8 protein-coding genes are annotated in these 17327 nt (G+C 37.1%); all 8 read left to right on the top strand.

Annotation, left to right across the window (positions count from 1 at the left end; all coding sequences use genetic code 11):
- The first annotated feature begins 7 nt into the window (after positions 1-7).
- The 8 genes from J7574_RS20820 to J7574_RS20785 all read left to right on the top strand — a co-directional run bounded on the left by J7574_RS20820 (position 8) and on the right by J7574_RS20785 (position 17290).
- On the top strand, positions 8-1948 hold the full coding sequence (locus J7574_RS20820; protein WP_290973383.1) for a RagB/SusD family nutrient uptake outer membrane protein: 1941 nt from the start codon (positions 8-10) through the stop codon (positions 1946-1948).
- Between the two features lie 149 nt (positions 1949-2097).
- Entirely contained in the window at positions 2098-3825 is a 1728-nt protein-coding gene (locus J7574_RS20815) for a glycoside hydrolase family 43 protein (RefSeq protein ID WP_290973380.1), read from the top strand.
- A gap of 74 nt (positions 3826-3899) precedes the next feature.
- The gene (locus J7574_RS20810) at positions 3900-5132 is read left to right on the top strand and encodes an SGNH/GDSL hydrolase family protein (protein WP_290973378.1); all 1233 of its coding nucleotides are present in this window, start codon (positions 3900-3902) and stop codon (positions 5130-5132) included.
- Between the two features lie 239 nt (positions 5133-5371).
- Positions 5372-8089, top strand: coding sequence for an alpha/beta hydrolase-fold protein (locus J7574_RS20805; RefSeq protein ID WP_290973376.1), 2718 nt, complete (start codon positions 5372-5374; stop codon positions 8087-8089).
- Between the two features lie 72 nt (positions 8090-8161).
- Positions 8162-10690 carry a glycosyl hydrolase 115 family protein gene (locus J7574_RS20800; RefSeq protein WP_290973374.1) on the top strand — a complete coding sequence of 843 codons (2529 nt, stop codon included), beginning with the start codon at positions 8162-8164 and terminating at the stop codon, positions 10688-10690.
- Between the two features lie 8 nt (positions 10691-10698).
- Positions 10699-13176, top strand: coding sequence for a glycoside hydrolase family 95 protein (locus tag J7574_RS20795; protein WP_290973372.1), 2478 nt, complete (start codon positions 10699-10701; stop codon positions 13174-13176).
- An 18-nt stretch (positions 13177-13194) separates the two neighbouring features.
- Complete coding sequence (locus J7574_RS20790) at positions 13195-15477, top strand: glycoside hydrolase family 127 protein (protein WP_290973370.1); 2283 nt, start codon at positions 13195-13197, stop codon at positions 15475-15477.
- Positions 15478-15712: 235 nt separating this feature from the next.
- Positions 15713-17290: a glycoside hydrolase 43 family protein gene (locus J7574_RS20785; protein WP_290973368.1), complete on the top strand. Its 1578-nt coding sequence runs from the start codon at positions 15713-15715 to the stop codon at positions 17288-17290.
- Positions 17291-17327 lie beyond the last annotated feature (37 nt).

Genomic DNA, 17327 nt, shown 5'->3' with positions numbered 1-17327 from the left:
CGAAGACATGAAACGATATATTTTTAAAAATTTAATTATAGGGTCAGCGGTTTTATTCTCCTTAGCTGGCTGTTCTGATATATTAGAAGAAAAACCTCATGACTTTTATGAACCTGGCTACTTTAAAACAGAGCAGGGAGTTAAACAGGGATTAACTTCTCATTACGCACACTTGCGCTGGATTTACGGACAGGCTTATTTTTATAATGCCTGCCAAACAGGTACAGATGAAGCAACTTATGCGCAGAGTGCAGATGGAAACTTTAAGGATCACGATTTATCTGGAGTAGGTATTATTAATCCAACTTCAAGCCGTTCGGATGTTTTATGGAATAACTCTTATTATGATATTAATACGGCTAGCGGTATTATAGAAAATGGTGCAGCCGTTGGAGTTGCCAACAGTTTAATTGCCGAATCGAAATTTTTCAGAGGATTTGATTATTTCTTGCTTGTGCAGACTTTTGGAGGTGTACCGCTAGATTTAGGAGCTGGAGAATTAAAGTTCAACAGTAAACCATCAAGATATTCTAAACGTAACACAGTTCCTGAAGTATATACAAAAGCCATTTTTCCGGATTTGGTTACAGCGGTCAAAGATCTTCCTGATGCGCCGAGATTGACTGGTACGGTGACCAAAACGGTAGCACGTTTGTTTTTGGCCAAAGCTTACCTAACGTATGCTTGGTGGTTGCAAAATCCTAACAATATACCAACTTATCCAGATGCTCCAAGAACAGATCCTGATGGGCATGATGCGCAATGGTATTTTCAGAAAGCCTATGACTTGGCTGTTGAGGGAATAAATAATCCGGGTTCTTATGGGTTATTAGACTCTTATTATGATGTGAATGCGGGGGCAAATGACAGAAACAAAGAAGTAATGCTTTATGCAGATCATACACAGGAAAGCGAATATTATAATGGAGCCAGCCTTACTTATGGTAGCGGTGGTGCCCCGGACAACTTTTCAGGCTGGATGGTGACTTGGAACTATACTGCTATTAGAAGTAAAAACGGAACTGCTGCGGTATCTTCAGTTCAAAGAGAAGCAAACCAATTCCTAGGACGTCCGTGGACAAGAATGGCGCCGCCAATCGAAGTTTTTACCAACACTTTTGCTGATAAAACCAACGATTCTAGATACGATGGAACATTCACAACTGTTTTTAGAGGAAATTGGAATCTTACAGGAACAGGTCTAACAGGCGTTGCTACTTTAACTAATGCTAATGGCTTGACAATTAAACCGGGAGATGCTGTTTTAACTTTCCTTAATGATGAGCCTGCAACAGCCATAACTTATCCTTCTGGACAAGGAGACAGCGGAGTAGGTGCAGGAGTATTGCCAGGAAGAGCAGATTATGTAATTTCTCCAAAAGGCATTAGCAGAATTGTATACCCAGGTTTCTGGAAACTTGGACCATACAGAACAGACAATGCAGGCGGACTAGGCCAACCTAATGCAGGAAGCACAAGACCTTTCCCAGTGGCAAAATTCTCTGAATTATACCTTGTTGCAGCAGAAGCAGCTGTTAAAGGAGCTACAGGATCATGGAGTGCCAGATCTCTTGTAAATGTGCTAAGAGCCAGAGCAGGAAAATGGAAATGGGACAATAATGGAAATACAGCTAAAATACAGGATAATAGTACTGCTATGACCAATGCGACTCCAGCTGTAATTGATATTAACTACATTCTTGCAGAACGTTCACGTGAATTTTTTGGAGAAGGTTACCGCTGGTATGATTTAGTGAGAACACAAAAATGGAATGAAATTGCGGGGAAATACTCTATCGGAGGATCTAACTATGGACAACACACACCTGAAGTAGTGACCAGAACAATTGACCCGCACCATTACCTAAGACCGATTCCGCAAGGACAGATTGACGGAATGGAAATGTCTGCTGATGAAAAAGCAACTTATCAGAATCCAGGGTACTAAATTCTCATTTTTTTAAAAACTAACATTCCTAATAGTATTAATTTTATAAATGACTTCTGTTACGGTTTAAGTTAGTTTGAATTAGAGCCGAGAGTAATGCTCTCGGCTTTTTATTGTATTTTCAAAATATTTCTTTAAATAACAATATAATGAACAAGAAAAAGACATTTTTATTAATGGCATCTTTGCTGCTAAGTTTTGCAAATTTACAGGCTCAAGAAAGCAGTTCGAAAAAGAAAAACGGGAAAGCTCCAATTTTTTCGAACGTCATCTATAAAGGAGATGATCAAATTTATAAAAACAATCCGTTAAAAGAAGATGAGTTTTATTCTCCTATTCTTCAAGGATGCTATCCTGATCCTGCCATTACTAGAAAAGGAGACGATTTTTATATGGTATGCTCTTCATTTGCCATGTTTCCAGGAGTGCCAATTTTTCATTCTAAAGATTTAGTAAACTGGACCGATTTAGGAGGAGTATTAAATAACGTTTCAGAATTTAACCCTCACGATACAGGAATCAGTGCAGGTGTTTACGCACCGGGAATTACTTATAATCCTCACAATGATACCTTCTATATGATTGTTACTGCTTTTACAGGCGGTTTAGGTAATATCATTGTAAAAACTAAAGATCCTAAAAAAGGCTGGGGAAGCCCAATTAAATTAGCGTTTAACGGAATTGATCCATCTATTTTCTTCGATGATAATGGAAAAGGTTATGTTGTTCATAACGATGCTCCTGATAAAGGAAAGGAATTGTATAACGGACACCGTGTAATTAAGGTTTGGGAATATGATTTGGAAAAAGATCAAGTAATTCCAGGTACAGATAAAATTATAGTAGATGGTGGTGTCGATCTTTCTAAAAAACCAATTTGGATTGAAGCGCCTCATTTGTATAAAAAAGACAATCATTATTATTTGATGTGTGCCGAAGGTGGTACAGGAGGAAACCACAGCGAAGTTGTTTTTATTAGCGATAGTCCAAAGGGGCCTTTTAAACCATCTTCTAATAACCCAATTTTAACCCAGAGATATTTTCCTCAAAACAGGCCAAACAAAGTAGATTGGGCAGGACACGCCGATTTGGTACTTGGGCCAGATAACAAATATTATGGTGTATTTTTAGGAATTCGTCCAAATGAAAAAGATAGAGTAAATGCAGGACGCGAAACATTTATGCTGCCAGTAGACTGGTCTGGCACTTTTCCTGTTTTTGAAAATGGATTAGTTCCAATGGGACCAAAATTAAAAATGCCAAACGGTGTGGTAAATAAAACGGGCAAAGAAGGATTTTTCCCTAATGGCAATTTTACATTTACAGAAAATTTTACTTCAGAAAAATTAGATTACAGATGGATCGGGTTAAGAGGTCCAAGAGAAAAATTTATTTCTGTGGTTAAAAAAGGATTGCAGATTAATCCGTTTCCGGTAAACATCAAAGAATTAAAACCAACGTCTACCTTATTTTACAGACAGCAGCACAATACTTTTACTTTTTCAACAGGATTAGAGTATAAACCAGAATCTGAAAATGATCTGGCAGGAATCGTGTGTCTGCAAAATGAACAGTACAACTATGTTTTTGGTGTAACTAAAAAAGGAAAAGATACTTATGTACTTTTAGAAAGAACTGAAAAAGGACAATCAGAAATTATTTCAAGCGCAAAAATAGAAATCAAAGGAACTTTACGTCTGCAAGTAAAAGCCGAAGGAGACAATTACCAGTTTAGCTATGCTTTAAACGGTGTTGATTTTCAGAACCTTGGAAACCCAGTTTCAGGAGACATTCTTTCCACAAATGTTGCAGGCGGATTTACAGGAGCTTTGATAGGATTATATGCTACTGCATCTAATAATTCAAATGTAAAATAGCAATAGCCAGCAAAGAAGTACTTTATTAATGTGCTTTTAGATAGAATAGAATCTTTTAAACTTTAAAAGTAAATATGAAAAGATATTTAAAATATGCATTGCTTTTACCGCTTTTTATTTTAATAATAGAATGTAAGACCAATCAGTCATTAGTAAATTCTTCTGGAAAGTCGGCTTCGGCAAATTGGGTAGGATCGTGGGCGTGTGCACAAATGCTTGTAGAACCGCACAATATGCCTCCAGCTCCAGGTTTGGCCGAAAATACATTGCGCCAAATTATAAAAGTTTCGATTGGAGGAGAACATATTCGACTGCGCTTCTCCAATTTATTTAGTGATCAGCCGACAGTTTTAAAAAAAGTCAGCATAGGCAATGTGCTTGAAGCTCCAGCAATAGATAAAAACACGCAAAAGATCCTCAGTTTTAATGGAAATCAAGAAATAATAGTAAAGCCCGGAGCTGAGGTATTTTCAGATGACTTGAATTTTCAGTTAAAAGCAGGTCAGCTTCTTGCCATCACTATTTATTACGGAGTTTCATCAGAAAAAACATCTGGACATCCTGGCTCGAGAACAACTTCTTATATTTTGCCTGGCGATCATCTTAGCGATGACGTTTTCTCGGGTGCAGTAAAAACAGATCATTGGTATTCTATTATGGGACTCGATGTTATGGCATCAAAAAACACATCGAATATCATTTGTTTAGGAAACTCCATTACAGACGGACGCGGATCTGGAACAAACAAGCAAAACCGCTGGACCGATATTTTGGCAGCTCGACTTGCAACAAATAAAACGACTAAAAACATTGGAGTTTTAAATTTAGGAATAGGAGGAAATTGTGTTGTAAGAGGCGGACTTGGGCCAACGGCTTTAGAACGTTTTGATCGCGATGTGCTCTCGCAAGCAGGCGCGAAATGGCTTGTAATTTTGGAAGGAATAAATGATATCGGCGGAATTAAACGAGCTGAAGATGCCCCTGCAAAAGCGCAGGAAATTATAGACGCTTATAAAATTATGATTGAAAAAGCGCATGTCAAAGGCTTAAAAGTCTACGGATGCACGATTTTGCCCTTTCAAAAATCATTTTACGATGCGCCTTTTAAACAAGAGGCGAGAGATATTGTAAATGCATGGATTCGAAATAACAACTTTGATGCGGTAATAGATTTCGACAAAGAAATGGCTTCAAAAGAAGATGCTAAAACCATCTTAGGCAATATGCATGATGGCGATTTTTTGCATCCCAATGAGTTAGGATATCAGAGAATGGGCGAAGTAATAGATTTAAATTTATTTAAATAAAACAGATTTAATTTTTAACACATAGAAACATAGATTTTTTTGCTTTTGTTTAAGATTGTCGAAAAAGCAAGCTTTAACACATAGCTATGTGAATTAAAATTAGTGAAACGCCTTTTTTAATGATGTTTTGGGACTATGATTCTATGTGTTAAAAGTAATTTCACGCAACGGGTTAACCATTATTAAAAAGATATATCAGCCAGTTGTTTCTGGCAGTACAATAAATTTAACAAGATATCATGAAATCAATAATTAGATTTTTCGCAGTTGCTGTTCTTTTATTTATGGGGCAGAAGGGATATTCTCAAGATCCAAATTTTCATGTTTATTTAAGTTTTGGCCAGTCCAATATGGAAGGCGCGGCTCCAATAGAAGCTGAAGACAAACTAAATGTAGATCCTCGTTTTCAGGTTCTGGAAGCAGTAGACTGTCCAGATTTGAATCGTGAAATGGGAAAATGGTACACGGCAATTCCGCCATTATGCCGATGTAAAACAGGATTGACGCTAACAGACAATTTTGGACGAACTATGGTTGCCAATCTTCCCAAAAATATAAAAGTGGGAGTGGTAAATGTTGCGGTAGGAGGATGCAAAATAGAACTTTTTGATAAAGACAATTTTGATAATTATATGAAAACAGCGCCAGATTGGATGCTGGGTATGATTAAAGAATATAATGGCAGTCCGTATGCGAGGCTTGTGGAAATGGCAAAAATTGCACAAATAAAAGGAGTTATAAAAGGAATTTTACTGCATCAGGGAGAATCTAACACAGGTGATACATTATGGCCAAAAAAGGTCAAAATAGTGTACGACAATCTGATGAAAGACTTGAACTTAGATCCTAAAAAAGTGCCTTTGCTTTCTGGAGAAGTAGTTCATGAAGAACAAAACGGGAAATGCGCCAGCATGAATAAAATCATTGCAACTCTGCCTCAAACTATTCCAACATCATATGTAATTTCTTCAAAAGGCTGTGCGGTTGCTCCAGATTTCTTGCATTTTAATCCGGCAGGTTACAGAGAATTAGGAAGACGTTATGCCGAAAAAATGCTTTCGCTTTTAGGGTATAAATCCAATAATCCAAATGATCCTTTTATAGTTCAGGCACCAATTGGATTTGACCAGCTAAATCCAGCAGTTCCAGCAGGAAAAGTTGAAACGGTAAGTTATGAGTCAAAAACAGTAGGAACAGTTAGAAAAGCAACGGTTTATACGCCGCCTGGATATGCTAAAAACAAAAAATATTCAGTTTTATATCTTTTGCACGGAATTGGTGGAGATGAAAAGGAATGGCTAAATGGAGGAAGTCCGCAGATTATATTGGACAATCTTTATGCAGAAGGAAAATTAGAGCCCATGATTGTGGTTATGCCAAACGGAAGAGCAATGAAAGATGACAGCGCCACAGGAAATATAATGGCGCCAGACAAAGTGCAGGCATTTTCAGACTTTGAAAAAGATTTATTGAAGGATTTAATTCCTTTTATCGAAAAAAAATACAGTGTTTTTAAAGATAGAGATCATCGTGCCATTGCAGGACTTTCTATGGGAGGCGGACAGTCTTTGAATTTCGGTTTAACAAACTTAGATAAATTTGCTTGGATTGGAGGCTTTTCATCAGCTCCAAACACTAAGAAAACAGAAGAGTTAGTGCCGAATCCTGAAGAAACAAAAAAGAAACTGAAACTGCTTTGGATTTCTTGCGGAGACAATGACTGGCTTCTTGAAAACAGCAAACGCACACACGATTATCTATATAAAAATAATGTGCCTCACATTTATTATCTAGAACCAGGCGTTCATGATTTTAAAGTTTGGAAAAACGGTTTATACATGTTTTCGCAGTTATTGTTCAAACCTGTTGACGAATCAAGTTTTGCAAAATACACTGTTTTAGGAACAGTAGCGCAAACCAATATTCGAAATGCCAAATATCCTCAGATACTGCCAGATAACAGAGTGATTTTTAAAGTCAATGCGCCAGAAGCCACAAAAGTGCAGATCGATTTAGGACGAAAATACGATATGCAGAAAGATGGACAAGGCGTGTGGAATGTTACAACCGATGTAATAAACGGAGGGTTTAATTACTATTCGCTTTTAATTGACGGCGTGGCAGTAGCAGATCCGTCAAGTGAGACTTTTTATGGCATGAGCCGTATGGCAAGCGGAATCGAAATTCCGAAAAGAGACGGAGATTTTTATGAATTAAAAGCAGTTCCGCATGGCGAGGTAAGGATAATGAGATACTTTTCGAAAGGAACCAATTCATGGCGCGAAATGTATGTGTATACCCCGCCAGGATACGAAACTTCATCGGAAAAATTCCCTGTATTATACCTTTTGCATGGAGGCGGAGAAGACCAAAGAGGTTGGAGCACTCAAGGAAAAGCAAATTTGATTTTGGATAATTTGATTGCAGAAAATAAAGCAAAGAAAATGCTTATTGTAATGCTTGACGGAAATATGGGAAGTACTGGCGGTATTGCAGCTTTTGGAGAAGAGACATTAAAAGCTTTTGAAAACGAGCTGAAAAACGGAGCAATACCTTTTGTAGAAAGCAATTTTAAAGTGGCTACAGACAGTAAAAACAGAGCTTTAGCCGGTTTATCAATGGGCGGGTTGCAAACGCTTTATGCCGGAATTCAAAATTCGGGTATGTTTTCAAGTTTAGGAGTATTCAGTTCTGGCTGGTGGGCAAACAACCCAAAATTATCAGATCCTCAATATGATTTTATGAAAAACAATGCCCAGACTATTAATGCTAATCTAAAGAATTTCTGGATTTCGATGGGAGGAAAAGAAGATATAGCCTACGAGAACTGTAAAATTATGATGAAGAAATTCGATCAATTTGGCATTAAATACGGCTACAGTGAATATCCTGGCGGACACACTTGGCCGGTATGGAGACATGATTTATTTCTGTACTCACAGTTATTGTTTAAATAAGAAATACAAAATAAGCTGAAGATTTTGATTTAAAATAAATGGAATCTGGATTGAATTGATAAAAAGCATCTAATGAAAAACTATTTGAAATTTATAAGCACTGTAATTATTATTTTATCAAGTACATTGTTAAAGGCTTCTCAACCTTTTATAACAGAAGATAGAAGCCAGAATGTTATGGTGCTGAAAGAAAAATCGCTTTCACTTTCTTTTTTTGTAAATTCAAATTTAGATGCAGGAGTTTTGCGTGCTGTAAATAATCTTCAGTTAGATTTTGAAAAAGTTACAGGTCAGCGTCCCATTATTTTAAATCAAAATTCCAATATTTCATCACCGCTCATTATTATTGGAATGATCGGATCTAATTCGGTTATTGATGATTTAGTTAAACAAAAAAAAATAGACGGAAAAGAGCTCAAAGGCAAGAATGAAAAATTCATCATACAAGAGGTTAAAAATCCTTTCAAAGGAGTAGCAGAAGCACTCGTAATTGCAGGAAGCGACAAACGCGGAACCATTTATGGAGTGTATGAATTGTCTAAACAGATTGGCGTTTCTCCGTGGTATTATTGGGCTGATGTGCCTGTAAAACACAAAGAAAACATTTACTTCATTAAAGGAACGTACACAGAAGGAGAACCTGCCGTAAAGTACAGAGGCATTTTCCTTAATGATGAAGCGCCAGCCTTAAGCGGTTGGGCAAAAGCTACTTTTGGCGGTTTTAACAGCAAATTTTATGAAAAAGTTTTTGAGTTAATCCTGAGACTGAAAGGCAATTACATCTGGCCTGCCATGTGGGGAAATGCGTTTTATGATGATGATGCAGCCAGCGGACCTTTAGCAAATGAAATGGGAATCGTAATGGGAACTTCTCATCATGAACCAATGGCTTTGGCACAAACCGACTGGCGACGTTACATTAAGAAAAATAATTTGCCGAATATTTGGGATTATTCTAAAAACAAAACGGTTTTGGACGAATTCTGGAAAACAGGTATTCAGCGAAGCAAAAACTGGGAAAAACTCGTAACCATTGCGATGCGTGGCGATGGAGACGAAGCAATGAGTGAAGGCACCAATATAAGTCTGCTCGAAAATATTGTAAAAGAGCAGCGCAAAATTATTGAGAAAGAAACTGGTAAAAGTGCCAATAAAACACCGCAAGTCTGGGCTTTATACAAAGAAGTTCAAGATTATTACGATCAGGGAATGCGCGTTCCTGATGATGTAATTCTTCTATTTTGTGATGATAACTGGGGAAATGTCCGCAAACTTCCAGATCTTTCTAAACCTTTGCACAAAGGTGGATACGGAATGTATTATCATTTTGATTATGTAGGCGCACCAAGAAATTCAAAATGGATTAACATAAGTCCAATACAAAGAGTTTGGGAACAGATGAATCTGAGCTACGAAAATGGAGTAGACAAAGTATGGATCGTTAATGTTGGCGATTTAAAACCAATGGAATTTCCAATAAACTTCTTTTTAGATATGGCTTGGAATCCTAAAAACTTCAACTCTCAAAATCTTTTCCAATACACAGAAAACTGGACAGCAGAACAGTTTGGGAGCAAATATTCTAAAGAAATCGCCAGATTATTAAATACTTATCCAAAATTCAACCGCCGTGTGACTCCAGAAATGCTGGACAGCAAAACCTACTCATTAGAAAACTACAATGAGTTTGAAACCGTTGTCAACGATTATAAAAACTTGGCATTGGATGCTTATAGAATTTACAACGAACTTCCTAACGAATATAAAGATGCTTATTTTCAGTTGGTTTTATATCCAATAGATGCCTGCTGCAATCTTTATGAAATGTATTTCGCGCAAGCAAAAAATAAGAAACTGGCAGAGCAAAAAAATAGTCTTGCCAATTATTATGCCGATGAGGTTAAAGTTAAATTTGAACGCGATTCGATTCTTCAAAACAAATACAATAATGAGATTTCAGGAGGCAAATGGCCTCACATGATGGATCAGATGCGCATAGGATATAAAGCTTGGCATGATGGTCCTAAAAATATTCTTCCAGATTTAAAATACCTGTCGGATAGCGAAATAGTATCTCCGAAAGTTTTTGTAGAAAAAGACGGCTACGTTTCTATTTATGCCGAACATTTTTCTAAAATGAATAATTCTAAAAAAATATATTGGGAAATAATTCCAGATTTTGGAAAAACACAAAGCGGCATTACGACCTTTCCGCAAAATGGTTATCCTACGGCAGAAGATAATATATTTGTAGAATACGAGATTAATTTTGCTTCAGCGAGAGAATGCAATGTTGAACTTTTACTGGCTCCAACCCTTAATTTTAATAGCAACAAAGGACTTCGATATGAAATATCTTTTGATGGCGAAAAACCGCAGCTGGTCAATTTTAATGGACATTATAAAGGTGAATTAGGAAAATGGCAGGCAGAGCACATGATTCATTCCACAACAAAACATACGATTCTGAAACCAGGAAAACATATGCTTCGTTTCAGAGTTTTAGATCCGGGAATTGTGCTTCAAAAAATACTGATTGATACAGGAGGTTTAAAACCTTCGTATTTAGGAGCCCCAGAAAGTGAACGAGTATCTCAATAAATTTTTAGATGAAGTCAAGAAATATGAAAAATCATTTATTTAATCTGCTGTTTTTCTTTGGAATTTCCCTAGTGTTCGCTCAGGAAAAATCAGATTTAAAGCTTTGGTATAAAACCCCTTCGGGAGAAATTTGGGAAAATGCGTTGCCGTTAGGAAATGGTTTTCAGGGTGCAATGGTTTATGGAAATGTTGGAAAAGAAATTTTTCAATTGAATGAAACTACAGTCTGGAGCGGAAGTCCTAATCGAAATGATAATCCTCAAGCAAAAGAAGCTTTGGATCAGATAAGACAATTTCTTTTTCAGAAAGAATACAAAAAAGCCGAAAAACTAATCAATGAAACCATCATTACAAAAAAATCTCATGGGCAGATGTTTCAGCCCGTTGGGAATTTAGAATTGCATTTTGCCGATCAAAATTATTCGGATTATTATCGTGAATTGGATATTGAAAAAGCAATCGCTAAAACAATTTATAAAGCAAATGGAGTCACTTTTACCAGAGAAGCTTTTACCTCTTTTGCAGACCGAGTTTTGGTTATCAAACTTTCTGCAGATCGACCTGGCCAACTATCATTTACAGCCGATTTTACTTCACAACATAAAAAACAAAAAATTGCAATTAATAACAATAACGAAATCTCACTTTGGGGAACTACCAGCGATCATGAAGGAGTAGAAGGAAAAGTACAATTTAATGCACTCGCAAGGGTAAAAACGCAAGGCGGAAGTATAAGTGCCGCAGATAATAAGCTAAAAATAGAAAAAGCAGATTCTGTAGTGATAATGGTTTCTATAGCTTCAAACTTTGTAAATTATAATGATATAAGCGGTGACGAAAAAAAAGAGGCTCAGTCTTATCTTGATAAAGCATTTGTCAAGAATTATGATAAGATGAAAACAGCCCATATTGCGGCATATCAAAAGTATTTCAAAAGAGTAAACCTTGATTTAGGTGCAACAGAACAAGCTAAATTGCCAACCGATGAAAGACTGTCTAATTTTAGAAACGTTCAAGATCCGTCTTTTGTAACGCTTTATTACCAGTATGGCAGATACCTATTAATTTCTTCTTCGCAACCTGGAGGACAGGCCGCAAATCTGCAGGGAATCTGGAATGGCAGCATGACACCGGCATGGGATAGCAAATACACCATTAACATTAATACAGAAATGAATTACTGGCCAGCCGAAAAAACGAATTTGTCCGAAATGCACGAGCCTCTTTTAAAAATGATTCAAGAGCTTTCGCATACCGGGCAGGAAACAGCCAAAGTCATGTATGGCGCGAGAGGCTGGATGGCGCATCATAATACCGATATTTGGAGAGTGAATGGTGCAGTCGATGGCGCTACGTGGGGAGTTTGGAATGCAGGTGGAGGATGGCTGAGCCAGCATGTTTGGGAACATTATTTATATACAGGAGATACAGCATATTTAAAATCGGCTTACGACATATTAAAAGGAGCAGCTCTTTTTTATGCTGATTTTCTTGTTGAAGATCCTGCTAATGGCTGGCTGGTCGTAGCGCCTGGAAATTCACCAGAAAATACACCAAAAGCACACCAAAATTCGGCAATGACGGCAGGTTCTACAATGGACAATCAAATTGTATTTGATGTTTTTAGTACGCTGATAAAAGCTTCAGAAGTTTTACAGAAAGACAAAGAGTTTGCGGATAGCCTTAAAATACGGAGAAAAAAACTGCCTCCGATGCAGATAGGAAAATACAATCAGCTTCAAGAATGGCTTGATGATGTGGATGATCCAACAGATAACCACCGCCATATTTCACATCTTTATGGTTTATATCCGTCCAATCAGATTTCGGCTTACAGAACTCCAGAACTTTTTGCGGCTGCGAAAAATACATTATTACAAAGAGGCGATGTTTCTACTGGATGGAGCATGGGCTGGAAAGTAAACTGGTGGGCAAAAATGCAAGACGGAAATCATGCCTACAGCTTAATTCAAAATCAATTAACGCCGCTTGGAGTAAATCAAGAAGGCGGCGGAACTTATAACAATCTCTTTGATGCGCATCCGCCGTTTCAGATTGACGGCAATTTTGGCTGCACTTCTGGAATTACAGAAATGCTGATGCAGAGTTCAGACGGCGCCGTTCATCTGCTTCCTGCTTTACCCGATGCTTTAAAAGAATACGGACAAATAAGCGGATTAAAAGCAAGAGGAGGTTTTGAAATAAAAGATTTGAAATGGAAAAACGGAAAAATAACCACCGTAACTATTTACTCTAATCTGGGCGGCAATTTAAGATTAAGAACTCCTAACGAGCTGGGTTTAAAAAACAAGAAAAGTTTAAAAACAGCCTCAGGAACAAATCCAAATGCCTTTTATCAGTTGGAAGAAATCGAAAAACCGCTTATTTCTAAAGAAGCAAACCTTATGCTGTTGGACATTAAAACGTCTTTTTTATACGATATTATGACGGAAAAAGGGAAAACCTATACTTTTTACCTGCTATAACTTAAAACCAAATCTATAATGAAAAACAAAATTTTGTTTTGCCTATTCGCCTTATTCATCGGAGCCAAAATATCAGCCCAAATGCGGTTATTTGATTTAAGCGAAGTAAGACTAAAAGAGGGGCTATTTAAAAATGCACAAGATGTAGATCTTAAGTACATTTTAGCATTAGATCCAGATAAACTTTTAGCGCCCTATTTATTAGAGTCAGGGCTTCCGCCAAAAGCAGATCGTTACGGAAATTGGGAAAGCATAGGATTGGACGGCCATATTAGCGGCCATTATCTTTCAGCCTTATCCATGATGTATGCTTCAACTGGAAATGCAGAACTTAAAAATAGGTTAGATTATATGCTTTCAGAACTGGCGCGCTGTCAGGATAAAAATGGAAATGGTTACGTAGGAGGCATTCCGCAAGGCAAAGTTTTTTGGGATCGCATCCATAAAGGAGATATCGATGGAAGCAGTTTCGGATTGAATAATACTTGGGTGCCAATCTACAACATTCACAAACTTTTTGCAGGGCTTATTGATGCCTACCATTATACAGGAAGCGAGAAAGCCAAAGAGATCGTGATCAAACTAGGAGATTGGTTTATAGAATTAATCCGCCCGCTTTCAGATGAACAAATCCAGAAAGTTTTAGCAACAGAGCATGGGGGCATCAATGAATCTTTTGCCGATTTGTATATCATTACCAAAAACAAAAAATATCTTGAAACGGCGGAGAAATTATCGCATAAAGCATTTTTAAATCCGTTGTTGCAAAAAGAAGATAAATTGACGGGTTTGCATGCCAATACGCAAATACCTAAAGTAGTTGGCTTTGAGAAAATTGCAGTTCTTTCGGATAATAAACAATGGTCGAATGCCGTAGAATATTTTTGGGATAATGTGACCCAAAAAAGAACCGTTGCATTTGGCGGAAATAGCGTTTCGGAACATTTTAATCCGATAAACGATTTCAGCGGAATGGTAAAGTCAAACGAAGGGCCAGAAACCTGCAATTCGTATAATATGGAACGCCTTGCTAAAGCTTTGTTTCTAGATAAAAACGATGTGCATTATCTGGATTTTTACGAGCGTACGCTTTACAATCATATCCTTTCGAGCCAACATCCCGAAAAAGGAGGGTTTGTTTATTTTACACCTATTCGTCCCAATCACTATCGTGTGTATTCGCAGCCTCAAACCAGCATGTGGTGCTGTGTAGGAACGGGACTTGAAAACCACACCAAATATGGCGAATTGATTTACAGCCATTCACAAAATGATCTTTTTGTAAATCTTTTTATTCCGTCGGTTTTAAAGTGGGAAGAAAAAGGCATAGAACTAGAACAAACCACAAAATTTCCTTATGAAAATCAGACCGAATTGGTTTTAAAACTTAAAAAAGCAAAAACCTTTGCTTTGAATATCCGTTACCCAAAATGGGCCGAAAGTTTTGCCATATTCATTAACGGAAAAGAACAAAAAATAACCTCTAAATCTTCTGAATATGTTGCGATTTCAAGAAAATGGAAATCAGGAGATAAAATAGAAGTGCAATTTCAAACAACGCTACATTTAGAAAATCTGCCAGACGGATCTAATTGGAGCGCTTTTGTAAAAGGGCCAATTGTACTGGCAGCCAAAACTTCTACAGAAGGATTAGATGGTCTGTATGCAGATGACAGCCGAATGGGACACGTGGCGAAAGGAAAATTTATGCCGCTTGATGAAGCTTACGCATTGGTTGGAGAAAAAGCAGATTATATCTCGAAACTCAAAGAAACGGGAAACTTAAGATATAGTCTAGACTCATTAGAACTGGAACCTTTTTTTGAAGTGCACGACGCCCGTTATCAAATGTATTTTCAAACCTACTCCAAAGAAGAATATAAGGAAAAGCAGGAATTGCTGAAGCAACAGGAAAAAGAAGCCATGGCTTTAGAAGCCAAAACAATAGATAAAATAAATTGTGGAGAGCAGCAGCCAGAAGTAGACCATTTGTATAAGGGAGAAAAAAGCAATTCGGGTTACGAGGATGGAAAGTTCTGGCGCAATACCCGTTCTTATATTTCGTATCAAATGCTGAATAAAAACAAAAAAGGTCAGTTTTTGCAAATCACTGTTTTGGATGAATTCAACAGCGATAATAGTACGATTTTGATTAATGAAAAACCAGCAGTAATAGCCGCTTCTGATAAAAAAACAATCAAAATAAAAATAGAGAATAGCGAAGTGCTGAATATTAAAATTTTAGCAAAAGAAGGGAAAATCAGTCCAAAGTTTGCTCAGCTTAGAATTGTAACGGATTAATATATCTGTGGTAATTAAAAATAAAATTTAAACACATAGAAACATAGATTTTTTATTGCTTTTGTTTGAGATTACAGAAAAAGCAAGCTTTAACACATAGTTCTATGTGTAATATTCTAAGTGAAACAACTTAATGAATCACCAAAAAGCTATGTTCTATGTGTTAAGAACAACTATGCAATAGATGAATTATAATATCTCCGTCTGATATTTTTTAGAAAAACGAAAAACAACTATGAAAACAAAAGATTTTATATATACGGTTCTGGCGATTGGCTTGACTATTTTGACAAGTCAGGCGCAAAAAGATAAAGCTCAGAATCCTATTATTTTTGCAGATGTGCCTGATTTATCGATAATCAGAGTTAAGGATGCGTATTATATGAGCAGTACAACCATGCACATGAATCCTGGAGTTCCGATTATGAAATCTAGCGATTTAGTCAATTGGCATCTGGTTAATTATGCGTACCAAACTTTAGAAGATAATGACGACCGATTGAATTTAGATCACGGAAAAAATGATTATGGAAGAGGTTCTTGGGCGAGCAGTCTGCGCTATCATAACGGAATGTATTATGTGAGCACTTTTTCGGGAACAACAGGCAAAACCTATATTTTTTCTACAAAAGATATTGAAAAAGGCCCTTGGAAAAAGATTATTTTAAACAATTCTTATCACGATCACTCTCTCTTTTTTGACGATAATGGCAAAGTCTACCTTGTTTGGGGAGGCGGAAAACTTCAAATAGTCGAATTAAAAGAGGATTTATCAGGAGTAAAAGAAGAAACCAAGAAAGTTTTAATAGAAAATGCCAATGCGCCTGCGCAAAGCGAGATTATGCTTCCGGCTGAAGGATCCCAGCTTTTTAAAATTAAAGGAAAATATTATCTGTTCAATATCTGCTGGCCCAAAAATGGCATGCGTACCGTAATTATACACAGAGCAAATGCTATTACAGGACCTTGGGAAGGAAAGATCGGACTGCAGGATTTGGGCGTTGCGCAAGGCGGATTTATTGATACTCCAGATGGCAAATGGTTTTCTTATTTGTTTAGAGATGCTGGAGGCGTAGGTCGTATTCCGTATCTGGTTCCTGTAAAATGGGAAAACGGCTGGCCAATCTTGGGAGAAAATGGTAAAGTGCCTCAATATCTTGACCTGCCCGCCAATAAAAGCCTAATTCCAGGAATTGTAAATTCTGATGAATTTAACCGTAAAAACGGAGAAAATGACCTGCCGTTGGTTTGGCAATGGAATCATAACCCAGATAATGCCTCTTGGTCGGTTAAAGAAAGAAAAGGGTATTTGAGATTAAAAACATCTAGAATTGACAGCAGTTTTACGCAGGTAAAAAACATTTTGACTCAGAGAACTTTTGGGCCAGTATGTTCTGGAACTACCATGCTGGAGCTTTCTAATCTGAAAGAAGGAGATTTTGCTGGACTTTCGCTACTGCAAAAAGATTTTGGTTTGGTTGGAGTAAGAATGGAGCAAGGGGCAAAAAAAATAATCATGATAGAGGCCGAAAAAGGAAATCCGAAGGAGATAGAAAGTGTGCTATTAAATCAGAACAAAATATACTTAAAAGCGGATTGCAACTTTAAAAACCAAGCCGATCAAGGAAGATTTTATTACAGTTTAGACGGAAAAAAATGGATTGCCATAGGAAAACCAATCAAGATGCCATACACCATTCCGCATTTTATGGGGTATCGATTCGGCTTATTTAATTACGCTACCAAAATGGCAGGAGGTTTTGCCGATTTTGATTATTTCCGTCTGGAGGATAAAATTTCAGAAACGAACTAATCTTGATAGAAAAGCTTCAAAACCATTTAAAAGTATA

Source organism: Flavobacterium sp., from assembly GCF_017744675.1.
Lineage (GTDB): Bacteria > Bacteroidota > Bacteroidia > Flavobacteriales > Flavobacteriaceae > Flavobacterium.
Note: the sequence above shows the minus strand (reverse complement) of the source record. Positions and strands in the feature narration are given on the sequence as shown.